This window comes from Lentibacillus juripiscarius, assembly GCF_042685205.1.
Taxonomy (GTDB): Bacteria; Bacillota; Bacilli; order Bacillales; family Amphibacillaceae; genus Lentibacillus; species Lentibacillus juripiscarius.
This window is the reverse complement of record NZ_JBHUNA010000007.1, coordinates 42,939-64,662: the sequence shown is the minus strand read 5'-3', so window position 1 is coordinate 64,662 and position 21,724 is coordinate 42,939. Positions and strand designations below refer to the sequence as shown.

General features: G+C 46.3%; 23 protein-coding genes and 1 riboswitch. Of the genes, 19 read left to right on the top strand and 4 right to left on the bottom strand.

Annotation, left to right across the window (positions count from 1 at the left end):
• Window positions 1-247 precede the first annotated feature (247 nt).
• From gatC to ACFSUO_RS04365, 6 genes are all read left to right on the top strand, one after another.
• Complete coding sequence (gene gatC / locus ACFSUO_RS04390) at window positions 248-538, top strand: Asp-tRNA(Asn)/Glu-tRNA(Gln) amidotransferase subunit GatC (RefSeq protein WP_382391458.1); 291 nt, start codon at window positions 248-250, stop codon at window positions 536-538.
• A gap of 12 nt (window positions 539-550) precedes the next feature.
• Entirely contained in the window at window positions 551-2,020 is a 1,470-nt protein-coding gene (gatA, locus tag ACFSUO_RS04385; RefSeq protein WP_382391456.1) for an Asp-tRNA(Asn)/Glu-tRNA(Gln) amidotransferase subunit GatA, read from the top strand.
• A complete protein-coding gene (gene gatB / locus ACFSUO_RS04380) occupies window positions 2,017-3,447 on the top strand; it encodes an Asp-tRNA(Asn)/Glu-tRNA(Gln) amidotransferase subunit GatB (RefSeq protein WP_382391454.1) in 1,431 nt (476 codons plus the stop codon). The genes gatA and gatB overlap by 4 nt, the downstream gene beginning before the upstream one ends.
• Window positions 3,448-3,585: 138 nt before the next feature.
• The gene (locus ACFSUO_RS04375) at window positions 3,586-4,491 is read left to right on the top strand and encodes a diacylglycerol kinase (RefSeq protein WP_382391452.1); all 906 of its coding nucleotides are present in this window, start codon (window positions 3,586-3,588) and stop codon (window positions 4,489-4,491) included.
• Between the two features lie 188 nt (window positions 4,492-4,679).
• Window positions 4,680-6,071 (top strand): 23S rRNA (uracil(1939)-C(5))-methyltransferase RlmD, encoded by a 1,392-nt coding sequence (gene rlmD / locus ACFSUO_RS04370; protein ID WP_382391450.1) that lies wholly within the window; start codon window positions 4,680-4,682, stop codon window positions 6,069-6,071.
• Window positions 6,032-7,009, top strand: coding sequence for a flavin monoamine oxidase family protein (locus ACFSUO_RS04365; RefSeq protein ID WP_382391448.1), 978 nt, complete (start codon window positions 6,032-6,034; stop codon window positions 7,007-7,009). The genes rlmD and ACFSUO_RS04365 overlap by 40 nt, the downstream gene beginning before the upstream one ends.
• A 408-nt stretch (window positions 7,010-7,417) precedes the next feature.
• Here the strand turns inward: ACFSUO_RS04365 and ACFSUO_RS04360 are convergent, their stop codons facing one another.
• Window positions 7,418-7,591 carry a hypothetical protein gene (locus ACFSUO_RS04360; RefSeq protein WP_382391446.1) on the bottom strand — a complete coding sequence of 58 codons (174 nt, stop codon included), beginning with the start codon at window positions 7,589-7,591 and terminating at the stop codon, window positions 7,418-7,420.
• A 240-nt stretch (window positions 7,592-7,831) separates the two neighbouring features.
• Between ACFSUO_RS04360 and ACFSUO_RS04355 the strand changes: the two genes are divergently transcribed.
• The 8 genes from ACFSUO_RS04355 to ACFSUO_RS04320 all read left to right on the top strand — a co-directional run bounded on the left by ACFSUO_RS04355 (window position 7,832) and on the right by ACFSUO_RS04320 (window position 13,480).
• Window positions 7,832-9,079: a YeeE/YedE family protein gene (locus ACFSUO_RS04355; RefSeq protein WP_382391643.1), complete on the top strand. Its 1,248-nt coding sequence runs from the start codon at window positions 7,832-7,834 to the stop codon at window positions 9,077-9,079.
• 149 nt (window positions 9,080-9,228) lie between these two features.
• Window positions 9,229-9,477 carry a type II toxin-antitoxin system prevent-host-death family antitoxin gene (locus ACFSUO_RS04350; RefSeq protein WP_382391444.1) on the top strand — a complete coding sequence of 83 codons (249 nt, stop codon included), beginning with the start codon at window positions 9,229-9,231 and terminating at the stop codon, window positions 9,475-9,477.
• Window positions 9,474-9,803 (top strand): type II toxin-antitoxin system RelE/ParE family toxin, encoded by a 330-nt coding sequence (locus ACFSUO_RS04345; RefSeq protein ID WP_382391442.1) that lies wholly within the window; start codon window positions 9,474-9,476, stop codon window positions 9,801-9,803. The genes ACFSUO_RS04350 and ACFSUO_RS04345 overlap by 4 nt, the downstream gene beginning before the upstream one ends.
• An 88-nt stretch (window positions 9,804-9,891) precedes the next feature.
• Complete coding sequence (locus tag ACFSUO_RS04340) at window positions 9,892-10,644, top strand: GNAT family N-acetyltransferase (protein WP_382391440.1); 753 nt, start codon at window positions 9,892-9,894, stop codon at window positions 10,642-10,644.
• Window positions 10,645-10,702: 58 nt separating this feature from the next.
• On the top strand, window positions 10,703-11,275 hold the full coding sequence (locus ACFSUO_RS04335; RefSeq protein ID WP_382391438.1) for a Uma2 family endonuclease: 573 nt from the start codon (window positions 10,703-10,705) through the stop codon (window positions 11,273-11,275).
• Between the two features lie 125 nt (window positions 11,276-11,400).
• Complete coding sequence (cyoE, locus tag ACFSUO_RS04330) at window positions 11,401-12,318, top strand: heme o synthase (protein WP_382391436.1); 918 nt, start codon at window positions 11,401-11,403, stop codon at window positions 12,316-12,318.
• Between the two features lie 134 nt (window positions 12,319-12,452).
• Window positions 12,453-12,728, top strand: coding sequence for a GNAT family N-acetyltransferase (locus ACFSUO_RS04325; protein ID WP_382391434.1), 276 nt, complete (start codon window positions 12,453-12,455; stop codon window positions 12,726-12,728).
• Window positions 12,729-12,820: 92 nt separating this feature from the next.
• On the top strand, window positions 12,821-13,480 hold the full coding sequence (locus tag ACFSUO_RS04320; RefSeq protein WP_382391432.1) for a transporter: 660 nt from the start codon (window positions 12,821-12,823) through the stop codon (window positions 13,478-13,480).
• A gap of 177 nt (window positions 13,481-13,657) precedes the next feature.
• Here ACFSUO_RS04320 and ACFSUO_RS04315 read toward each other — a convergent pair whose 3' ends face one another.
• The 3 genes from ACFSUO_RS04315 to ACFSUO_RS04305 form a co-directional block, all read right to left on the bottom strand.
• The gene (locus tag ACFSUO_RS04315; protein ID WP_382391430.1) at window positions 13,658-14,635 is read right to left on the bottom strand and encodes a DmpA family aminopeptidase; all 978 of its coding nucleotides are present in this window, start codon (window positions 14,633-14,635) and stop codon (window positions 13,658-13,660) included.
• Window positions 14,636-14,984: 349 nt separating this feature from the next.
• The gene (locus ACFSUO_RS04310) at window positions 14,985-16,361 is read right to left on the bottom strand and encodes an alkaline phosphatase (protein ID WP_382391428.1); all 1,377 of its coding nucleotides are present in this window, start codon (window positions 16,359-16,361) and stop codon (window positions 14,985-14,987) included.
• 234 nt (window positions 16,362-16,595) lie between these two features.
• Window positions 16,596-17,258 (bottom strand): hypothetical protein, encoded by a 663-nt coding sequence (locus tag ACFSUO_RS04305; protein ID WP_382391426.1) that lies wholly within the window; start codon window positions 17,256-17,258, stop codon window positions 16,596-16,598.
• 206 nt (window positions 17,259-17,464) lie between these two features.
• Window positions 17,465-17,610: riboswitch (FMN riboswitch) on the top strand.
• Window positions 17,611-17,816: 206 nt separating this feature from the next.
• On the opposite strand from ACFSUO_RS04305, the gene ribD reads away from it, so the two are divergent.
• The 5 genes from ribD (at window position 17,817) to ACFSUO_RS04280 (ending at window position 21,722) form a co-directional block, all read left to right on the top strand.
• Window positions 17,817-18,923 carry a bifunctional diaminohydroxyphosphoribosylaminopyrimidine deaminase/5-amino-6-(5-phosphoribosylamino)uracil reductase RibD gene (ribD, locus tag ACFSUO_RS04300; protein ID WP_382391641.1) on the top strand — a complete coding sequence of 369 codons (1,107 nt, stop codon included), beginning with the start codon at window positions 17,817-17,819 and terminating at the stop codon, window positions 18,921-18,923.
• Window positions 18,904-19,509 (top strand): riboflavin synthase, encoded by a 606-nt coding sequence (gene ribE, locus ACFSUO_RS04295; RefSeq protein WP_382391424.1) that lies wholly within the window; start codon window positions 18,904-18,906, stop codon window positions 19,507-19,509. Before ribD ends, ribE begins: the two co-directional genes overlap by 20 nt.
• A 15-nt stretch (window positions 19,510-19,524) precedes the next feature.
• Window positions 19,525-20,736 carry a bifunctional 3,4-dihydroxy-2-butanone-4-phosphate synthase/GTP cyclohydrolase II gene (locus tag ACFSUO_RS04290; protein WP_382391422.1) on the top strand — a complete coding sequence of 404 codons (1,212 nt, stop codon included), beginning with the start codon at window positions 19,525-19,527 and terminating at the stop codon, window positions 20,734-20,736.
• A 61-nt stretch (window positions 20,737-20,797) separates the two neighbouring features.
• Window positions 20,798-21,268 (top strand): 6,7-dimethyl-8-ribityllumazine synthase, encoded by a 471-nt coding sequence (ribH, locus tag ACFSUO_RS04285; RefSeq protein WP_382391420.1) that lies wholly within the window; start codon window positions 20,798-20,800, stop codon window positions 21,266-21,268.
• A gap of 322 nt (window positions 21,269-21,590) precedes the next feature.
• Window positions 21,591-21,722, top strand: a complete 132-nt coding sequence (locus tag ACFSUO_RS04280) for a hypothetical protein (RefSeq protein WP_382391418.1) — start codon at window positions 21,591-21,593, stop codon at window positions 21,720-21,722.
• Window positions 21,723-21,724 lie beyond the last annotated feature (2 nt).

The window sequence follows — 21,724 nt, the reverse complement described above, 5'->3', positions numbered from 1 at the left end:
TCAAGCGCGTCCGTTTTGGTAAGACGGTTAGTTACGGTTGATGTTAGTCCTTTCCTTCTTCAAGGAAGGGCGTACAAAAAGCAAAGGATAGCAGAATAACCAAGTAGGCTAAATGCGTGGGCTAGTATGTTTATTTCTTCTGATTTATTTGCTTATAGGTCACGAACTTTGCTATTATCAATAGTGTCTTTAACAATTGGTAACGATAACTTTGCTACATAAAATAACTATTTTGGGGGTGTCTGTTTTGACGGATATTTCAAAGGATCAGGTGAAGCATGTCGCGAATCTGGCCAGGCTCGCTGTCACCGAAGAAGAAGCTGATAAATTTGCAAAGCAGCTTAGTTCCATCATCGACTATGCGGAACAGCTGAATGAGCTGGATACGGAAAATGTGGAGCCGACGACCCATGTACTTGATTTGAAAAATGTGATGCGCAATGACGAACCGAAAGAATGGATCTCGAAAGAAGACGCACTGCAGAATGCGCCGGTTAAGCAGAATGGCTATTTCCGTGTACCGTCAATTTTGGAGTAAGGAGGGAAAGGTATGGCTTTATTTGACCATAGCATCAAACAATTGGAACAAATGATAGACAGAAAAGAAATCTCAGCCGAAGATTTAGTCGATGCCTCGTACGATCGCATAAATGAAGTCGACGATCAAATTGGAGCTTTTCTGACACTGGACGAAGAAAGTGCCCGCAGCCAGGCGAAACAGCTGGATGCTGAATCAGATAAGGAAGCGCGTTTGTTTGGCATTCCTGCTGGTATCAAGGACAATATCGTCACGAAGGATCTTCGGACGACGTGCGGAAGCCAGTTTTTAAGGAACTTTGACAATCCGCTTTATAATGCGACGGTCGTGGACAAGCTGCAAGCGGAAAAAAATATCACCATCGGAAAGTTGAATATGGATGAATTTGCGATGGGTTCATCCACGGAAAACTCCAGCTTCGCGCTGACCCGCAACCCGTGGAACACCGACTATGTTCCGGGCGGCTCCAGTGGTGGCTCTGCGGCAGCCGTCGCGGCCGGAGAAGTACTGTTTTCACTTGGGTCAGACACCGGCGGATCCATTCGTCAACCGGCATCCTTTTGCGGTGTCGTTGGCATGAAACCTACATATGGACGCGTCTCCCGCTTTGGTCTTGTCGCATTTGCATCATCACTTGACCAGATTGGGCCTGTCACCCGCAGCGTGGAGGATAATGCTCGGGTGCTTGAGGTTATTTCCGGTGTGGATAAAATGGATGCGACAAGTGCCAATGTGGACGTGCCTTCGTACACGGATGCTCTAACGAATGATGTAAAAGGGCTGAAAATTGCCGTGCCGAAAGAGTACCTGTCTGAAGGCGTTGCACCGGAAGTGAAAGAAGCAGTCATGAATGCGCTGAAAGTTTATGAACTGCTCGGTGCTGAATGGGAAGAAGTGTCCCTGCCGCATTCCAGCTATGCAGTGGCAGCCTATTACCTATTGGCCTCTTCAGAAGCATCGGCTAACTTGGCACGTTTTGACGGGGTCCGGTATGGCGTGCGCTCTGATAAAGCGGACAACATGATGGATATGTTCAAATATTCCCGCAGCGAAGGGTTCGGCGAAGAAGTGAAGCGTCGGATCATGCTTGGGACGTTTGCCCTGAGCTCGGGCTATTATGATGCATATTATAAAAAAGCTCAGCAAGTGCGTACGCTCATCCGCAAAGACTTTGAGCAGATTTTTGAAAACTATGATGTCGTTATCGGGCCGACTGCACCGACACCGGCGTTCAAAATCGGCGAAAACATCGATGACCCACTGACCATGTATGCCAATGATATTTTGACGATTCCGGTAAACCTGGCCGGCGTTCCGGGAATATCCGTTCCGTGTGGCTTTTCCGACGAAGGACTGCCAATCGGTCTGCAAATTATCGGCAAAGCCTTTGACGAACAAATGGTCTATCGCACGGCTCACGCGTATGAGCAGGCGACCGAACATCATTTAAAACGACCGAAGCTGGGAGGTGCTACATCATGAACTTCGAAACGATTATCGGCCTTGAAGTGCACGTCGAGCTGAAGACAGATTCTAAGATTTTCAGTCCAAGCCCGAATGCGTTCGGGGATGATCCCAATAGCAACGTTAATCCGATTGACCTCGGCTATCCGGGCGTTTTGCCGGTACTGAACGAAGAGGCAGTTAATTTTGCGATGAAAGCTGCGATGGCATTGAACTGTGACATTGCAACTGATACGAAGTTTGACCGGAAGAACTACTTCTACCCGGACAACCCAAAAGCTTACCAAATTTCGCAGTTCGACAAGCCGATTGGTGAAAATGGCTGGATTGAAATTGACGTCAATGGTACGAAAAAACGCATCGGTATAACACGGCTGCATATGGAGGAAGACGCTGGCAAGCTCACACACCAGGATGATGGCTACTCGCTCGTGGATTTCAACCGTCAGGGCACACCGCTTGTTGAGATTGTTTCCGAACCTGACATACGTTCACCGGAAGAGGCGTATGCGTATTTGGAAAAACTGAAAAACATTATTCAGTACACAGGTGTTTCCGACTGTAAAATGGAAGAAGGCTCCCTGAGGTGTGACGCCAATCTGTCTATCCGTCCAATCGGCCAGCAGGAGTTTGGCACGAAAACCGAACTGAAAAACTTAAACTCGTTCTCCTTTGTCCAGAAAGGGCTGGAGCATGAAGAGAAACGGCAGGAAAAGGAACTGCTGAACGGCGGCGAAATTCTGCAGGAAACGCGCCGCTATGATGAGAAAACGAAAGAAACTATTCTTATGCGCATTAAGGAAGGTTCGGATGACTACCGCTATTTCCCTGAGCCTGATCTCGTGCCGCTCTATATCGATGAAGACTGGAAAGAGCGGATCCGCCAGCAGATTCCGGAACTGCCCGACGCCCGGCTGAAGCGGTATATTAACGAACTGGGACTGCCGGAATATGATGCAGCTGTCCTGACAAATTCCAAGGAAATGTCTGATTTCTTTGAGGAAGCAGTACAACACGGAGCTGATATTAAACAGGCTTCCAACTGGCTGATGGGTGATGTGTCCGGTTATATGAACAAGCATTACAAGGAACTGAACGAGCTCGCTCTGACACCGGAAGCACTGGCGAAAATGATCAAGCTGATTGAGGACGGCACCATTTCGTCTAAAATCGCCAAAAAAGTATTCGCTGAACTCGTCGAAAATGGTGGCGATCCGGATAAAATCGTCAAAGACAAAGGTCTCGCCCAAATTTCGGATGAAGGCCAGTTGACCGAAATCATCACGAAGATTCTTGATGAAAATGAGCAGTCGATCATTGACTATAAAAATGGCAAGGACCGTGCAATTAAATACCTTGTCGGCCAGGTGATGAAAGCAACAAAAGGGCAGGCTAATCCGCCAATGGTTAACAAGATTTTGAAAGCGGAAATTGATAAACGATAACTTCACAGTAAATGTTACGACTGCTGCCCACTTTCGGCAGCAGTCTTGTCATGTAGACGGAAGGCTTTTCAAAATGGCCAAAAAAGGCTATGATAAGTAGTGGTACTAGTTAACGATGAAGCAGTGGGGAGGGGCATTATGAAAAGAGCCCGTATCATTTACAATCCAACATCCGGAAGAGAAGCATTTAAACGGGAACTGCCAACTGTTTTGGAACGGTGTGAAATCGCCGGGTATGAAACATCTGCTCATGCGACAACGTGTGAAGGAGATGCCACCAAAGCGGCGAGAGCGGCTGCTGAACGCCATTTCGACCTGGTGATTGCCGTTGGTGGTGACGGAACGATCAATGAAGTGATCAACGGACTGGCGGAGCAGGAATACCGGCCAAAACTCGGCATAATCCCAACCGGTACGACCAATGACTTTGCCCGGGCACTGTGGATTCCCCGTGACATCGGAAAAGCAGTTGATGTCATTCTGGCAGGGCGGTCCATGTTTCTGGATATCGGTCGTGTCAATCACCATTACTTTATGAATATTGCCGGTGGGGGTAAACTGACGGAGCTGACGTATGAAGTCCCGAGCAAGCTGAAGACCATGCTCGGCCAGCTGGCTTATTACATGAAGGGGATTGAAATGCTTCCATCCCTTAAACCCACCCATGCCAGAATTGAATATGACGGTGAAGTTATTGATGAAGATATTATGCTCTTTCTCGTCTCCAACACGAACTCAGTAGCCGGATTTGAAAAGCTGGCACCTGATGCAAAAATGGACGATGGGTATTTCGACTTGATGATTCTGAAAAAGATGAACCTTGCCGAATTTGTCCGTATCGCCACTCTGGCACAACGAGGCGCCCACCTGGAAGATAAGCGCATTATCTATGCCCAGGCCAAACATATAACCGTCGAAACGGACGATAAAATGCAGTTGAACATCGATGGTGAATTCGGCGGCATGCTCCCGGGAGAATTCCTGAACCTGCCGCGGCACATCGAAGTATTTGCTCCGGAGAATTTTTTGGAGAAAGATAATTAAAATTATTGGCTGACCCCAATCTTGGCTGGAAAACAATCATCGTCGCCAGTCTGGTCATGCTATCAAGCCCTTTTCCGTCATACTGGCGGGGAGGGGCTTTTTGCTGTCCGGGGCGGGATTATATAAAAGCAGTCCCAGGATATGATAAGATGGGAAGTACATACAAGCGTGAAAAGGAAGATTGCACAATGGCCAAACAATCAGCACCAGTCAAAAAGAACCAGACCGTCACCCTTACATTTGAAGACTTGACGCATGAAGGTAGTGGCGTCGGCAAAATCAACGGCTACCCATTGTTCGTCCCGTACGCATTGCCCGGGGAAGAAGGCGAAGTGAAGGTAGTTAAGGTGAAGAAAAACTTCGGATTCGGAAAACTGCTTAATCTACATAAGTCCAGTCCGGAACGGGTCGAGCCACCATGTGATGTATTTTATAAATGCGGCGGGTGCCAGCTGCAGCATATGGGTTATGACTCGCAGCTTGCCATGAAACAGGACCAGGTAAAAAATACACTGAAAAAGATTGCCCATCTTGAGCATGTGCCGGTCCATCCGACGATTGGCATGAAAGACCCGTGGCGCTACCGCAACAAAGTACAGATGCCGGTTGGGGCCAAAGCAGATGGCGAACTCATTACCGGTTTTTATCAAAAACGTAGCCACCGTATTATTGAAGGCATGGAAACGTGCAATATTCAGGATGAAGAAAACGATCGTATGGTGGAAGCGGTGCGCCGGATTGCAGACAGGCTTGGTATTGCTGCATACGATGAAGAAAACGACCGCGGTGTCCTGCGCCATATCATGGTCCGCACAGGTGAGCAAACCAACGATGCGATGATTGTTCTAGTGACACGGACGCAAGAACTGCCTTACAAGGATGAACTGGTGAGGGAACTGACCGAAACCTACCCGCATATCAAATCAATTGTCCATAATGTCAATGATCAGCAGACGAATGTCATCCTTGGCAAGAAAACAGAGATTATCTGGGGAGACGAATACATTTATGACAAAATAGGTGACATCACATTTGCTATTTCCCCGCAATCATTTTACCAGGTTAATCCGAAGCAGACGAAAGTGTTGTATGAAAAAGCGATGGAATACGCACAAATCAGCAGTACAGACACGGTTGTCGATGCCTACTGCGGGATAGGCACGATTTCACTGTTCCTCGCCCAGCAGGCTAAACAAGTCTACGGTGTGGAAGTCGTCCCGGAAGCGGTCAATGACGCCAAGCAAAATGCTAAGCTGAACGGCATCACCAATGCGGCATTTTATGTAGGAGAAGCAGAAAAAATCATGCCATGGTGGACAGCCCAAGGCATGCGCCCGGATGTCATAGTTGTCGATCCGCCAAGAAAAGGATGTGACGAACAGCTGCTGACAGCAATGGCTAACATGAAGCCAGAACGGATTGTGTATGTGTCCTGCAATCCGTCCACACTCGCTCGGGATTTGCGAATACTCGAAGACAGCGGCTATGAAGTCAAGGAAGTACAGCCAGTGGACATGTTTCCGCAGACGATGCACGTGGAATGTGTGTCGCAACTTATTTTAAAAAAGGCAACTTATTAAAACTAAAATGGTTCTGGCCGCAACATGAGCCCGTTATCACTAGTCTTGTCGAAGAACTTGGTTTAGGGACATTTGTACAGCACACTGATGGAGCAATACTTTTAGAGCAATCTCAAAGTGACCCCATACAGCGGCGTGTGCTACCAGAAGGAGCTGTTGAGAGATCGGTCCGACTTAAGGGGGGTGTCCAGTCCCTCATTGACGCCGTAGCGGCCACTCTTCCTCACGGTACGGTCGAATTAGACACGTGTGTAACGGAAATCCGTATGGATGAGGAAGGGACGATCACTCTTGAAGCAGACCTCGCTGATGGAGAGAAGAAACGTATACGCACAGGAACTGTTATCTTAGCGTTACCCCCTCGAATCGTGGCACATCACATAGCATTCACGCCATCTCTTTCTGACAAGCTTATGACAAGCTTGATGGACAAGCCCACTTGGATGGCGGGGCAGGCCAAGGCGGTTGCGATTTATAATCGTCCTTTTTGGCGAGAAGATGGACTTTCCGGCCAGGTGATGAGCTGGAGCGGTCCCCTGCAGGAGATCCACGATGCAACACCCGATACAGGTTACGGTGCACTCTTTGGTTTCTTCGGAATACCTGCAAAAAGTCGCCAAAAGCTGGGTGAGGAAAGAGTTCTCAAGCTTGTTGCTGACCAGTTGATCCGTCTCTTTGGGCCTTCCGCCGAAAAACCAATTTCCCTCTTATACAAAGACTGGTCTAGCGATCCTGAAACTGCGGTTGACGATGACACCACACCACTTAGAACTTTTCCAGACTATGGTCGACCAACAAGTACTAGTGTGTGGGATAAGAAAGTCATTTTTGCAGGTACAGAAACCTCTTCTGAGCATGGGGGACATCTTGAAGGAGCACTTCGGTCAGCTGAGCGTGCGGCTTTTGAAGTTCTTGATTTATACAAAATGCATTTATGATACGCTTAATCTGACAACATACCTCAGACACTTTTTTGATGGAACTTTCTTCTTCAGTAAAAAAGTTTCATCAAAATTGTAGAAGTTTTTTGATGCATACAAATGGTGAATGCAAGTGGGTATGATTAAGGTGATTAAAGGGGCAGGTAACTATTACTGCACCCTTTTTTCATATGTCAAAAAGTAGGTGTGTTTTGGACAATAGTAACAACTGTTATTTTATGAGGTAGCGAGGAGGTAATAGTAACCAGGATACCGTTGATGAATGAATAAAAGGGATTGAATAAGTAAAAAGAAGAACGAAATGAAAAGCCATTATCTATTGGTGTCATTGCGACGTCAATAGGTAATGGCTTTTTCACTTAACCAATAGGAAGACTCACAGGTAGTATATGTTTAATTAATCAATTATAGCCGTCCTGTTAATTGAATAATTCTATTGTAAGTTTCTTCTCTGGCCTTCGGAGGCAAGCCTGGATCTTGAAATAGGGAAATTAAGTCCTGTACTTCCTCAATTAATTCATAATAGGAGAAGTCGCATTGTTTGATGTTTCCTGTAAATAAAACTACATTATCTTCCATCTATGAAACCTCCAAGGATGAAATGTCGCCCATGTCACACTACCGCTATTACCCGTTTAAAAAATTTGTTAAACATACATATTTAAATTAATCATGATTGATGGCAGATGAGTTTATGTACCTGAACGATCTGAAATTCCGCCACGGGAAAAAGTCTTTGACACATAAGTGCTGACACGCTATTATAATAACTGTAATTCATAGTAATTTTATAGGAAAAGGGTGTTTATATTGGGATCTATAAATGTTCAGCCGATAGATAATACCAAACCACCGAAAAGGCAAAAAGATACCGAACTGAATAGACCGCAACTGCCGCTCATTATCGGTGGGCTGGTGGTTGGGGCGGTACTGCTGGTGTATTTGATGGTAACACAGACAATTGTGCAGCCGCTATTGCTTGTGATTGGTCTTTTGCTTGGGTATACGTTATTCCACGCGAGATTCGGCTTTACTTCGGCATTTCGCCGGATGATGAGTGTCGGAAATGGTCAGGCAGTAAGATCGCATTTAGTTATGCTCGCGGTTGCCGTTACATTGTTCGCGCCGATTCTGGCTTTTGGCTATTCCTTTTTTGGTGACGGTGTTTCTGGTTATGTATCACCAGTTGGCGTCAGTCTCTTCGTCGGTGCATTTATGTTTGGTGTTGGAATGCAGCTTGGCGGGGGGTGCGCTTCCGGTACATTGTACGCAGTTGGCGGTGGACGCTCAGTTATGTTCGTGACATTATTATTTTTCATTGTTGGTTCCACGATCGGCGCATACCATCTGCCGTTTTGGACGGAGGATTTACCGGCTTTTGAACCAGTATCGCTTGCGACATCAACAGGCCTTGGCTATACCGGTGCATGGGTGCTGTCGATAGGTCTGTTTGCATTGATTGCCTGGATTACACTGGTCGTGGAACGAAAGAAGCGGCCACCGAGAATGGCGCCGAAACCGTCAGCAAATGGCTGGAAGCGGATTTTCCGGGGATCCTGGCCACTATTTGCAGCAGCGGTCGTACTTGCCGTGCTGAATGCGCTGACCCTTATGACCCGTGGTGCACCATGGGGCATTACGTCGGCTTTTGCTTTATGGGGATCCAAAGTGGCACAGTTTTTCGGAATTGATGTGGCCAGCTGGGGGTACTGGCAAGGTGCCAATGCAGCGGTGCTGGATGCATCCATTTTCGCTGACTCAACAACGGTCTTGAATTTCGGCGTTATTTTGGGAGCATTTCTGGCTTCTGCTGCTGGCGGGTTGTTTAAGCTGTCCAGATTCAGCGGAAAAAATGCGGCGGCCTCCGTGTTTGGCGGCTTGTTAATGGGCTATGGCGCCCGTTTAGCTTTCGGCTGTAATATTGGTGCTTATTTCGGCGGCATTGCTTCCTTTAGTCTGCATGGCTATATCTGGGGTGTGATGGCACTTGCCGGAACTTTCCTGGCGCTATATTTAAGGCCAATGTTTGGATTATCCGTGCCAAAACCAAAAGATTCCTTCTGCTAGATGAAAGCAGCTCAAAAACAGGGCATTCCTTTGTGGAGTGTCCTGTTTTGTTATAGGCTGGATGGTTAATATTCATCGTAAAATGTTACGTTGTATTTTATGTATTATTAGCATATAATATCATTAACTATTAATGGAGGTTTTAAAAAATGACTAATATTAAACCGGTTTCGGATTTGAGAAATTACAACGAAGTTCTACGTTCTTGCCAAATTGGTGACCCGGTATATTTGACTAAAAATGGGAGGGGCCGTTATGTTCTCTTAGATATTAAAGAATACGAAAAACAACAAGCCGTCATTAAGTTGTTTTCCAAACTGACAGAAGCTGAAGACGCAGTGAAAACAGGTGAAGAATGGAAAACACTTGATGATTTAAAGAAAGAGTTGGAGGGTTGATTCTGAAGTACAACATCCGAATTAATCCGATGGTTATTAGCGATGTTCAAGAAATGAAGGCTTATATATCCGAGGACAACCCTGAAGCAGCAAAGAGTATGAGTGAAACTATTTTTTCTAGAATTGAAAGTTTAGCAACGTTTCCGGAAATGGGTGTTTCCCTAGCAGCAAAAACGCATTTGAACACAGATTATCGTTTCCTTGCTTGTGGAACGTATTTAGTTTTCTATAAAATTGAAGGTGAATTTGTTTCTATATATCGTGTTTTAAATGGGGTGCAAGATTATTTAAACATTCTTTTTGGTGATGATTTGACACAAGACTAGTGAAGGGCAGTATTTTCGTGGATCGTAGACCCTGTTGATAAAAATTAGGTGATATACAAAGATAAATACTCGGGGGAGGGCACTGCATATGGGAATGCCAACATTTGGGAACATCCTGACAATCGGCCATGTTCAAGCGGAAAACGAACTGTACAAGCATTATCATTATCCGGAGATGCTGATCAGGTATGACAGTAATTTCATTGCGTTTAAACGGATGCCGTCTATACATGAATTCAAGGAGACGGAGGAATTTCTAAAAGCCTTTCATCTAGTACATAATCAAAGCCACTTAAAATTTGAATTCCCGGATAATGAAAAGCCGGATGAGGGGTTATGCCAGTATTTTAAGGACAGCGGATATGATGTTGGGTGGTTGGAACTTTATTTCATTCGGCCTCATGACTTTTTGGGATCAGGCAAACATGCTGCTATCACTGTTTCCGAGGTGACGGAAAGAAATTTGAATGACTTCATTGATTTGCAATATGAAACAGACAAACAAAATGGGGAAACCTTTGCCGAGGGGAAAGTGGATCTGAACAGGCAGCAGTTTGAAGATGAAAAATTTATAAAGGTTCTCGCTTATTACGGAGGCGCACCAGCTGGGACAATGAATGTGATTGTCTCGGACAAATTTGTAGAAATTGATGATCTCGCTGTGCAGGAGGTGTTCAGGCGTAAAGGTATCGGTTCTCAACTGCAGCAGTTTGTCATGGACAGGTTTCCGGATCATACGGTGATTCTCGTTGCTGACGGGGAGGACACACCAAAAGAGATGTACCAGCGGCAGCGGTATAAGTGTGCTGGTTTCAAGTATGAGGTGCAAAGGATTGATTAAGGAAATAGGGATAGAAAAAATGGTATAATAAAGGAAAATGAACCTTGAGGTGGTTAAAGTGTCAATACCTAAGGACAATCGGATATACACGTACTCCGACTATATGTCATGGCCGGATGATGTCAGAGCTGAAATTATTGAAGGGATTCCTTATATGCAAGTTGCTCCTTCCAGAATTCATCAGGAGATATTATCAGAAGTGCATAGGCAGATTGCTAATTATCTGATTGGGACAGGGTGCAGCGTATATCCCGCTCCATTCCATGTTGTGCTTGACGCAGAAAAGGAAGGGAAACAGGATGGCCAAAATGTATTTGAACCTGACATCACGGTTGTCTGTGATCAATCCAAGCTGGATGAAAACGGATGTCAAGGGAGCCCTAATATGACAGTGGAAATCACGTCACCATCAACAGCAAGAAAAGACAAAATCGAAAAGTTTAATAAATATGAACAGGCTGGCGTAAGAGAGTACTGGATTATCGAGCCGCAGGAAAAAGTCGTCACTGTTTTTACTCTCCAGGAAAATTACCGATTTGGCAGACCGGGACTGTATTCGACGGAAGACAAAGTAGAAGTTTCCATTTTTGATGATTTGATCATTGATTTGAAAATGGTGTTCGATCGGTAGTTTGCTAAAAGGGGGAGGCATTGCTCCCAGGTGGTTCGTCCTCCATTATCTCCCAATACATTCTGCTTACATATTTAGCTCAAAACTATTACAATAGAGAGTGAATATATATGTGATAAGGATGAATGGGAATGAGTAAGACTGCTTTAGATATAAATGCATCAGCTAATTCATCGCGATGGTCGGATTTGCAGTCCCTGTTTAAGGTTACGGTGCTGGTGGCCAATGCGGTACCGGTTTTTGCTGGCTTCTGGCTGGCCGCTTATTTTACAGGGGCATCGTTTGCGGCTAACCTGGATATATTCCTGTTGGTGATGATTGGCAGCACATTGGTGATGGGCGGTGCGCTCGTTATCAATAATTGGTATGATACCGATATTGATCAGATCATGGCCCGGACGCAATCACGGCCGACCGTAACTGGAAATATTCCACTCCGGACTGTGCTGTGGATTGGAATCGCCACCAGTGCTCTTGGATTTATTTTATTAATGTTTACGACATGGGAAGCGGTGCAATATACGTTTATCGGCTGGTTTACGTATGTGGTGCCATACACGATGTGGACCAAACGCCGTTATACGCTGAACACGGTGATCGGCAGTATTTCCGGTGCGGTGACACCGCTTATTGGCTGGGCCGCGCTTGCACCGGCGTCACACATTGTGCCAATTGTTCTGGCGCTTATCATTTTTATTTGGCAGATGCCGCACACCTTTGCCATTGCCATCCGCAAATATGATGAATACAAGGCGGCGGATGTGGCGATGCTGCCAGTTGTTCATGGCATGGAAATAACGAAGCGGCAAATGGCTATCTATATAGCTTGTTTGCTGCCGCTGCCATTTTATTTATTTTCACTCGGAACCACATTTGTCGTAATTGCAACGGTGCTTAACATCGGTTATTTGGTATTGGCAATGAGCGGACTGTTCACCAATGATGATGAAAAATGGGCGCGTAAGATGTTCCTTGTGTCGGTCAATTATCTGATGATTATCTTCGTCATGGCGATTGTCGTGACGCTGCCTTGGTTGGGATAATGACCGGAGATTACTTTTGCCTGTGATGGGAAAACTATCATAAAGGATGTTTTCATGGAGGCAGCACCTACTCCAAATTAAGCTGGGAATGGTGATTGCCTGTGTGGATAAAATTGAGGTAAGGAGGCTGTTCTATGGAAATAAAAAAAGGCGACGGAAAATTTTACATCGGGGATGATGAACAAAATCCTACGGCAGAAATTACGTTTAAGCCACAAGGTAATGATACATTCGATGTGGATCATACGTATGTCTCGGAAGAACTCCGTGGACAGGGGATCGCCGGAAAGCTGACAGACAAAATGGTATCCTTTGCACGTGAGGAAGGCAAGAAAATCAAGCCGACATGCCCGTACGTTAAAGAAAAAATGGAAAAAACATCGGAATACCATGACATGCTGGCTGACTAATAGCCGTACTGCACATGGAAAACAGCGCCAGGGTTACGTCACCCTGGCGTTTGTCGTATAATCGCCATAGGAAAAATAGAAGAGGGATACCCATGCAAAAAGTGGCAAAAACAATCTATGAAACGATTATGATTCTCCTCGTCATGCTTACCATTGTGACGATATGGACCAATGACACGTATAATACCACGATTAGCTGGATTGTGTGGGGTGTATTTTTTCTCGACTTCACGGTTCGTTTCATGACGGCTGAAGCGAAGTGGACTTTCATTAAACAAAATCCATTTCTGTTCATTGCCATTATCCCATTTGATCAGTTTTTTCAGATGGCCAGAATTGTCCGCATCATCTATTTGTTCCGGATCAAAACGATTGCTAAATATTATGTCGTCCCCTTCGTTGAAAAACTGACAATTCGGTCCAAATCTCTGATTCTGTTATTTGTTCTCGCTTTGCTGCTCGCAGAAATGGTGCTTATTCAGACGGTGGAGCCATCGATTGAAAGCCACTTGGAAGCATCACTGGCAGTGTTCGGCTACTTGCTCTTTTTTGGACATAGAGTGTTTGAAATCGAACAGGCTGTATCTGTCTGGACACTGACAGCCGTCTCCGTTCTCGGCATTGCCATGCAGGGACTGGCGCTGCAATGGGTGTTTAACAGGGTGGACCTACTTTTCCAGCGGTTTAAAGATAAGCACGCGCGTGAAGCGGAAAGGGAAGAACAGCCGGAATTTAAAGCAAACGGAAAATAGATTCGTTTCGAGAGGTTATCTCATCAGGATATTAATGGGATAACCTTTTGTTTTTTAACGATATATTGAAAAATGCCAAATTCTAGTGTGACAACGCCGAATTTTGCTGCGAAAACGCTAAAATTGATCTGAAATCGCCAAAGTTTAGCGTGGAATCGCCAAAGGCTGGTGTCTAATTCAATCCAGCGGTGCTTTTTCCACCATACGTCCTTTCCGTCCTTCTGTTGTTTCGGCATTTCGTAGCGAGCTGATGACCGCTTCTTCTGTTGCTTCCACGACGGCCTGGAAAAGTTCGTTCATTACCGGGTGATCGTCACGGATAAACGACAGGCTGTCCATCTGTGAGTCTGATTGATGATCATACGTATTAGCGGTGGAAAAAGCGAAGGCAATATCACCGCTGCCATGGCTGATATGGCTGCCGGCCCTGCCTAGTCCCGCAGCACAGCGTTTGGCAAGCCGCTGCAGCTGTCGGTCATAAAGCGGTGCGTCCGTTGCGATCACAATCATGATGGATCCATCCGGGGTATCCATTTGTACCTGGTTGAAATCGGCAAAACGTGCATCCTCCCGTTTGCCGAAGTTGCTGAGTACGAGACAGCCGACGGTATAGCCTTCTGCGACGCGTGACGCTGTTCCAATTCCGCCTTTATACCCGAAGCAGACCATCCCTTTGCCTGCACCGATGGCTCCTTCTTCAACCGGACCATCGGAAGCGGATTTGATTGCTTCAATCGCATGTTCCGGTTGGACCGCCTGCAGCCTCATGGCATTTAAATAACTGTCATTGCATTCGCCGACAACGATGTTGATGGAACTTTCCGTATCACCGATGCCTGGATCCTGTTCTAGCATATAAGTCAGCGTTCCCTGCATGACCGCACCAACGCTGAATGTGTTTGTAAGCATGATCGGTGATTCGAGCAGCCCCAGTTCATCTACTTGTACCAGTCCGGCCGTTTTCCCGTAGCCGTTGATGACTGCGCTGCCTGCCCGCACTTTTTGGCGGAATAAATTCCCGTCATGGGGTAGAATAGCAGTAACCCCAGTGCATACTGTATCCTGGTCATTGACTTTTTCATATAGCGTTACATGGCCAGTTTTAACCCCGGCAACATCAGTAATACCGTTCATTTTTCCCTTCCTCAGCTGCATATCGCTGCTCCTTTCCGTGAAAAACTCTACCTGTATTATAGCAGACTAATCCCGAGTGGGAAGGAATTTTGAAAGCAGAGAAAGATTTAAGAAGAGAGATTGCGGTCACGCTTATAAAGAAAATATCCCCCCGGCGCGGGGGTATCGACCTGTTGGCAAGAAGTATCAACCGGTTTAAGTAGAAAATCGACCAGAATGGTGGAGAATCAACCGGTGTGGCTGGAATATCAACCGGTTGCAGAGAAGTATCAACCCGTTTGGCGGAGATATCAACCTGATAGTTTCTTATCTCCAGGTTCCTCAACCAAAAAAGCTGCCACAATAAAAGTGACAGCCAGAATCTATTCATCTACTTTAAAAAGTTGAAGACTTCGTTTGCGATATCTGTGTTGTCGATGAGGCCTGAGAATACTTCGCTTTTCGGCCCGTATGCGTAGACAGGCACATCAACACCGGTATGGCCGCTTGTGGTGAATCCCGCACCAGCGCGTTTGTTAAATACGTCGGAAATGGCGCTGTATACTGTATCGAAATCATCCGATGCAGCAGCCTTTTTAATGGCATCCAGTTCTTTTTCTGTGAATGTGAATTCCACGTACTCATTCAGAACACCTTCAACTGTAGCACCATCCACGATCTCCTGTGCCATGAATTCTGGTGTGCGCTCCGTTGCTTCAATTGCCTCTGGGTAAAAATTATAGTCACCGTCACGTCCAATAGAGAATCCGCCGGTCGAATGATCCGCTGTCAGCACAACTTGGGTATGCTTGTCCTGTTTCGCAAATTCAATAACAGTTTCAAAAGCCTTGGCGAGGTCTTCCATTTCGCTCATGGCACTGACAGCGTCGTTGGCATGTGCTGCCCAGTCAATCTGGCTTCCTTCCACCATCAGGAAAAAGCCGTCTTTTTCTTTATCAAGCTGTTCCAGCGCTTCTTTGGTCATGTCATCAAGTGATGGGATGTTTTCTTCGCGGTCAATGGCTTTCGGGAGCCCAACCGGTGCAAACAAACCAAGAAGCTGCTCACTATCATTTGCCTGCATTTCTTCCGTTGACGTTACATAATTGTAGCCGTCATTTTTAAATTCTTTAACCAAGTTCCGGTCTTCACGCTTAAAATAGTCTGTTCCGCCGCCAAGCATGACATCGACCTTGTGTTTTCCACTTATCATGTCGTCATAAAAATCATCGGCGATTTCATTATAGTTGTGTCGGGACGGATCGTGTGTACCAAATGCAGCTGGCGTCGCATGGTTGATTTGAGATGTTGCAACAAGGCCTGTTGCCATACCTTTTTCTTTAGCAGCTTCCAGCACAGTTTTGACATTCTCCCGGTCGTTATCAACGGCGATCGCACCATTGTATGTTTTGACCCCGGCAGACATGGACGTTGCGGCAGCTGCCGAGTCGGTGACATTTTCCTCAGAGTCCTCAGGGTTCGTAACGGCATTGCCGACAAAGTGATTATCAAATACTGTTCTTTCCATTTTAGCAGTGGACGGGTCGTCATTCATGTATCGGTATGCTGTCGTGAACGATGGACCCATGCCGTCGCCAATCAGGACGATGACATTTTTCACTTTTCCATTATTGGGCGCATTGAAATTACCTTTTCCATTTCCGTTGCCGTTTCCATTCCCCGCTTGGGAAGATTCCGTGTTCACCGCCAGAAAAGTTCCGGCAACCAGAATACAAACAGCAGCCAACGTCAGAATTCGTTTGAACATCAATTCCCCTCCTAAAAATATATGAATCTATTTCTATCGTATAGTATACCGATTTCATGTGAAATAGTAGTTTAGGTGTGAGTTTTTCCCACGTGAAGGGCTGAATCTAGTGCTTTGGTATGGAACGTAACTAGTCCATAAATCTTTCTATCTATTTTATACAGTCAGAATGTACCTTCTATTAGATCGAATAAGAAAATGGCACACATAGTAATGTGCACCATTTATAGTAAGTTATTTTTTAAGATCCACTTCTATATCAATTTCTTCGCCAATATCTTCAAAGTTGTCATTACTTGCAGCGCTAAAAATTAGTCGTATCGATTCCACGTTTTCAGCCTTGGAATTTTCCAAGATATAAAAGGAGGTTCCTGATTTATTTACCTGACCTATGAATTCTCCATCTATATGTTCACTCATTAACATATCTGGCTCTAACTGTTCACCAGTATTCGTTGTCATGGTTGCCTGAGAAGCATAAAAGCTGACTGTTTCTTCTGATGTATTTTCCACATTCATATCAACTTGAATATATTCTAATTGATCTGTTTCCATTATTTCTGCTAGATCCCCCTTGAGATTCGCTGACACACCATTTACTTTTTCAATGGTTAAGTTAATGGGACCTGACTCAAACGTACCTACGTCATCTGTACGGCTAACAAGTGTTTGTTCGCCATTGTCTGAAGTTACCGTATCCCCTACTTGGGCTTCGGTTTCTTTATTTTCCTCTTGTGTCATGGTTTCTCCATCATCTGCTGTATTCGAATCTTCTTCATTTTGTTGCTCTGTACCCTGGTCATCGGATTCCTTTGCTGCGTCGTTATTGCTGCTTCCCTGCCCGCAGGCTGACAAAAATAAAATTGCTGACAAAAGTAATACCGAAAATTTCCTCATGGTTGAGTTCCCCTTTTAATAAAATTAAGCCCATACCGAGATGCCATTTATCTAGGATTGTGTGTTCATCTCTAGGCTCAGTTTAATTATACAAATAAGGGTGTACAAATTAATGTATATCTTTTTAGTCGTAATTGTTGACTAAATCCGTCAACATAAGGTACATTTATCATAATCAGCTAAAATAAAATAACTGAATACACAAGATATTCCTTCGGGGCAGGGTGAAAGTCCCTACCGACGGTGATGAGGCACAGCTTCAAAGTCCGTGACCCGTGCGGTTTTATACCAAGCGGTGGACCTGGTGAAAGTCCGGGGCCGACAGTGACAGTCTGGATGGGAGAAGGAATTTTTCGGGTGGTATGCAATTGGACTGCATACAAGTAGCGTGTTTGGCTGCTTGTGTGTGGCTGTTTTGTATATAGTACATACCTGTAAAAAATTCTGCTCTTATACCTCTGAAGGAAATTCAGGGGTTTTTTTAATGTGCTGAAAAACAATGATGCGATGAACGAAGACAGCCCAGAATGCTGTCAGGACTCGTGGAGGTGTGCTGTGATGGATGATGAATACTTTATGAAACTCGCCCTGAACTTGGCCGGGTCTGCTGTGGGGCAGACAAGTCCCAATCCCCCGGTTGGTGCCCTTGTCGTCAAAGATGGCGAAATTCTTGGAATGGGTGCCCATATGAAGGCGGGGGAGGCTCATGCCGAGGTGCACGCGCTTTGGATGGCGGGAGACAGAGCGCATGGTGCAGACATCTATGTCACACTCGAGCCGTGCAGTCACCATGGGAAAACACCGCCATGTGCCGACCTAATTGTGGAGAAAGGAATCAGGCGTGCTGTCATTGCTGTCATGGACCCGAATGAAAAAGTCGCCGGGCGCGGAATCGAGAAATTGCGTGCGGCTGGAGTCGATGTGGAGCTTGGGCTGCTGGCGGAAGAAGCCACGAACGTTAATCGCGCGTTTTTTCATTACACGCAAACAGGAATGCCGTATGTAACGTTAAAGACAGCAACCAGCCTTGATGGGAAAACCGCGACAAAAACAGGGGACAGCAAGTGGATTACTGATGAGGCGGCTCGTACGGATGTACACCGGTATCGTCATGCGCATGATGCTATTTTGGTGGGGGTGAATACGGTGCTGGCTGATAATCCGCGTCTGACGGCCCGATTGCCGAAGGGCGCGAAAAATCCGCTCCGCATCATTCTTGACTCCAATCTGCGCACGCCACTGGAAGCCAATGTCGTTTCTGACCGGCAGGCGAAGACATGGATCATTACCGGCGAACAGGTGTCAGATGCAGCGATTAGCCCCTATGAAGAACTTGGCGTAACAGTGATCCCGCTTCCGGCAACAGATCCTGATACAGTTCTTCGCTATCTGGGACGTCAGCGCATCATGTCATTGTTCGTGGAAGGCGGTTCGGCCGTGAATTGGTCGTTTATTGGGAGCGGACAGATCAACCAGCTGGTGCAGTACATGGCTCCAAAGCTGATTGGCGGGAAGGATGCACCTGGTGTTGCTGGTGGAGAAGGATTTGATTCCATGAAGGATGTTTTGCCGATCAGGATTACATCTACGGAAATGATTGGGGAAGCTATCAAAATAATTGCCGAGCCACAGGAGGTTGATGCAGATGTTTACAGGAATTGTTGAAGAAATGGGGAGGATCAGACAACTGGATCAGGTTTCTGAAACAGCGGTGAGGCTGACAATAGACGCGGCAGTTGTGCTGAAAGACGTGCGGATTGGTGACAGCATCTCAGTTAATGGCATTTGTCTGACAGTTACCGATGTTTCGGATGATGCATTTGGGGTGGATGTCATGCCGGAAACGATGAAGGCTACTTCTCTGCGCATGTTGAAAGAAGGCGCATTTGTTAATCTCGAGCGTTCCATGCCGGCTGATGGCAGGTTTGGTGGGCACTTTGTCACCGGCCATGTCGATGGAACGGGCACCATTGTCCGAAAAACAAAGCAGGAAAATGCAGTTTACTACGATGTGGCCATCCAGCCGGAATTGACCGCTTATTTCATCATGAAAGGTTCGGTGGCTATCGATGGTGTCAGCTTGACGGTGTTCGGTATCAGCGGCAATGAAATTACCCTGTCACTGATTCCGCATACCGTGTCGCAAACCGTACTTGGAGCAAAAGGTGAAGGAGATTGTGTCAATGTGGAATGTGATGTACTGGCAAAACATGTGCACAGCTTAATGAACCATCCACGCAAGCAAAACTAAAACCAGACAAAGGAAGTGGATAGGATGTTTAATAGCATTGAGGAAGCAATCCATGACTTGAAAGCGGGGAAACCGGTCATTGTCGTTGATGATGCCGACAGGGAAAACGAGGGTGACCTGGTTGCGCTATCGGAAAAGGTAACACCGGATATCATCAATTTTATGATTACGCATGGGAAGGGGCTCGTTTGTACATCCATTAAGCAGGAATTGGCCCGGAAACTGGAGCTTTCACTTATGACGGGGGAGGACAGCGATCCTTTTGAGACGGCATTCACGGTTAGTGTCGACCATCAGGACACAACGACAGGTATCAGTACGGGGGACCGGTCCGAAACGATTCGTGCATTCACCCACCCCGATACGGGGGCGGCAGATTTTAAACGGCCTGGCCATGTCTTTCCGCTGATCGCCAAAGACGGCGGCGTGCTGGAGCGTCCGGGCCATACAGAAGCGTCTCTTGATCTTGCAGAATTATGCGGGGCATTCCCGTCGGGGGTTATTTGTGAAATTATTAAAGACGACGGCACAATGGCACGTGTCCCGGATCTAGATAAAATGGCGGAAGCATTTGATCTCACACTGATAACAATAGCTGATCTCATCACATACCGCAAACAGCGAGAAATACACGTCAAGAGAGAGGTGGAGACAAAACTGCCGACAGCATTCGGAACATTTCATGTATATGGGTACACGAATGATTTGGACGGCAAGGAACATATCGCACTCGTCAAAGGAAACATCCATCCGGAAGAGTCGGTGCTTGCCCGGGTGCATTCGGAATGCTTGACCGGTGACGTATTCGCCTCTCATCGCTGTGACTGTGGTTCCCAGCTGCATGAAGCGCTGAGGCAGATGGACGCGGCCGGTTCCGGCGTGCTCATCTATATGCGCCAGGAGGGCCGTGGTATTGGGCTTTTGAACAAATTGCACGCTTATCAGCTGCAGGATGCCGGGATGGATACGGTGGAAGCAAACGAACAGCTGGGATTTGCACCGGATATGCGCGACTATGCGATAAGCGCACAGATATTAAGCGATTTGGGTGTCACACATGTGAAGCTCCTGACGAATAACCCGCAAAAACTGGATGGACTGCAGGCTTATGGAATCGGAATTGACGAACGGATACCGCTTGAGACAGGTGTTCGGAAGGAAAATGAGCATTACATTCATACAAAGATACACAAGATGGGCCATTTATTGCATTTGCAAAGGGACTGAAACCCTCCCTGTAGGCAGTTGTCTATTGGAGCAACAAATTACTTTTAAGGAGATGTTCGTGATGGGAAAAACAGTGGAAGGAAGTCTGGTTGGAACGGATTTGAAAATCGGTATTGTTGTGGCCCGGTTCAATGAATTTATTACTGGAAAATTGCTTGATGGTGCACTCGGCACACTTAAACAGCATGGGGTTAACGAAACAAACGCAGATGTTGTCTGGGTGCCGGGGGCTTTTGAAATTCCGGTCATTGCCCGTAAAATGGCAGTGAGCGCTGACTATGATGCGGTGATCACGCTTGGTGCAGTCATCCGTGGGGCAACCCCGCATTTTGACTATGTTTGCAGTGAGGCAGCGAAAGGGGTATCCAGCGTCTCAATGGAGTCCGGCAAGCCAGTTATTTTCGGGATTTTGACGACCGAGACGATTGAGCAGGCCATCGAGCGCGCAGGAACAAAAGCGGGCAACAAAGGAGCAGAAGCAGCGGTGGCCGCAATAGAGACGGCTAATGTTGCGCGAGAATTGGATGCATGATACTACACCGGGGGTCGCTTTCCCCGGTTTTTTGCTGGGTGGATCCAGGCATACAGATTTTCCTTTGAGCCAAGGAACACGGCATAGTTTTTCATAATAACGTCAGGAAGTATAAATTATGGATGACCTTATAAGAAAAACTCCGGCATACGCTATGAGGCAAGGCGAATGCCGAGTTTTTCTAATGGAAAAGTGACGGCTGGTGAGATAAACTAGAAGGAGAGTATTCGTATGTCTGGAGGGACGGACAATTAAATTTTTAGGCTATCAAATTATTGGAATTGGCGTCATTTGGGCTGGTATGGCCTTTTTCTTTCAGGAAATGGACCAGCTGAGTAAGATTATATTTTATGCTGTGACTTCGTGGCTGCTGTTTTTAGTCGTGCTGTTCATTAAACAGCTGCTGAAAGGCAAAAAGCAGAATGATGACGATGAGTCTGCATTAGGAAGGTAATA

Bases quoted from the DNA above. Each gene is read 5' to 3' on its own strand.
- ACFSUO_RS04280 (WP_382391418.1), top strand. From the start codon at position 21,591: ATGGACCAGCTGAGTAAGATTATATTTTATGCTGTGACTTCGTGGCTG.
- gatB (WP_382391454.1), top strand. From the start codon at position 2,017: ATGAACTTCGAAACGATTATCGGCCTTGAAGTGCACGTCGAGCTGAAG.
- rlmD (WP_382391450.1), top strand. From the start codon at position 4,680: ATGGCCAAACAATCAGCACCAGTCAAAAAGAACCAGACCGTCACCCTT.
- ACFSUO_RS04315 (WP_382391430.1), bottom strand. From the start codon at position 14,635: ATGCAGCTGAGGAAGGGAAAAATGAACGGTATTACTGATGTTGCCGGG.
- ACFSUO_RS04360 (WP_382391446.1), bottom strand. From the start codon at position 7,591: ATGGAAGATAATGTAGTTTTATTTACAGGAAACATCAAACAATGCGAC.
- ACFSUO_RS04375 (WP_382391452.1), top strand. From the start codon at position 3,586: ATGAAAAGAGCCCGTATCATTTACAATCCAACATCCGGAAGAGAAGCA.
- gatA (WP_382391456.1), top strand. From the start codon at position 551: ATGGCTTTATTTGACCATAGCATCAAACAATTGGAACAAATGATAGAC.
- ribD (WP_382391641.1), top strand. From the start codon at position 17,817: ATGGATGATGAATACTTTATGAAACTCGCCCTGAACTTGGCCGGGTCT.
- ACFSUO_RS04320 (WP_382391432.1), top strand. From the start codon at position 12,821: ATGCAAAAAGTGGCAAAAACAATCTATGAAACGATTATGATTCTCCTC.
- ACFSUO_RS04325 (WP_382391434.1), top strand. From the start codon at position 12,453: ATGGAAATAAAAAAAGGCGACGGAAAATTTTACATCGGGGATGATGAA.
- ACFSUO_RS04310 (WP_382391428.1), bottom strand. From the start codon at position 16,361: ATGTTCAAACGAATTCTGACGTTGGCTGCTGTTTGTATTCTGGTTGCC.
- cyoE (WP_382391436.1), top strand. From the start codon at position 11,401: ATGGGAATGAGTAAGACTGCTTTAGATATAAATGCATCAGCTAATTCA.
- ribE (WP_382391424.1), top strand. From the start codon at position 18,904: ATGTTTACAGGAATTGTTGAAGAAATGGGGAGGATCAGACAACTGGAT.
- ribH (WP_382391420.1), top strand. From the start codon at position 20,798: ATGGGAAAAACAGTGGAAGGAAGTCTGGTTGGAACGGATTTGAAAATC.
- ACFSUO_RS04350 (WP_382391444.1), top strand. From the start codon at position 9,229: ATGACTAATATTAAACCGGTTTCGGATTTGAGAAATTACAACGAAGTT.
- ACFSUO_RS04305 (WP_382391426.1), bottom strand. From the start codon at position 17,258: ATGAGGAAATTTTCGGTATTACTTTTGTCAGCAATTTTATTTTTGTCA.
- ACFSUO_RS04365 (WP_382391448.1), top strand. From the start codon at position 6,032: ATGTGTGTCGCAACTTATTTTAAAAAAGGCAACTTATTAAAACTAAAA.
- ACFSUO_RS04340 (WP_382391440.1), top strand. From the start codon at position 9,892: ATGGGAATGCCAACATTTGGGAACATCCTGACAATCGGCCATGTTCAA.